We start from the raw sequence: 887 nt of genomic DNA, 5'->3' as shown, positions 1-887 counted from the left end.
ATGGGGTTTTACGGGTATTAGTCCATAAAGCAGATGGCTCAAATGATATAGTCAATATTGATACTGCGGCTGACGCTGCAAATAATAAGAGGCGGATCAAATTAAATCATGGATACGCATTAACTGGCTACAAATTGCAAGGTGAGACAGTAGACCGATTGCATGTATATTTTGACCGCTCTATTGGATATGAGGCGTTTTTGGTGCTCATGTCCCGTCATAGACAGTACGTTAAGCTTCATGCCTCCGCACAAGAATTAGAAGATATAGTGTATCAGCGTCCAGATAGTGACGCAGAGAAAGTTAGAAATCAGTTCAAGATTAACAGTTATGCAATGCTACCTGAAACGGTTACAAACGAGGATGGTTCGTCATATGCAAAGCATATGCAACATGAAATACCTAATTGGTTAATCGGCTTAATTCTTGCAGTTAGTAGAAGAGCTAATAATAGTTTTGCAATAGACTATAGGGGCGATGGTACCTTAGACGGTAACCAGTCAATCATTAAGGAGTATTTAGAAGCACGGGTGCGAGTTTTTGAGTGTCACGGCAAGATGCGAGAATGGAAGAGAGATATCGAGTCTGTTGGTAATATTACAAGGTTATATAGTAGCATGACCCAGCATGCTACTAATTTAAAGAGCATTAAATTAGACGGTGCAAGTCCTACTATTGCTTTTGAATTAGAATTAAATATCAAAGATTTAAAGATTGATCCATACAGTATTGCTCTTTCTGAGGCACAAGACAGTTTTAAATACGTTGTTGAGAATATTTTAAAAGAAGCGAGGGAGAAAAAATCAGAGAGTGCACACAGTAGCGGACAAGAAAGCACTAAGCTAAAAGCAATAAAAGGCGTCACATATACTGACGGTAAGGCTTGC

1 pseudogene is annotated in these 887 nt (G+C 38.9%); it reads left to right on the top strand.

Annotated elements, in window-relative coordinates:
• Positions 1 to 209: 209 nt before the first annotated feature.
• Positions 210 to 887, top strand: a pseudogene (locus A452_RS12345) (hypothetical protein); the annotation flags it as partial.

The organism is Rickettsia australis str. Phillips (assembly GCF_000273745.1).
Lineage (GTDB): Bacteria > Pseudomonadota > Alphaproteobacteria > Rickettsiales > Rickettsiaceae > Rickettsia > Rickettsia australis.
This window is presented reverse-complemented; position numbering and strand designations above follow the sequence as displayed.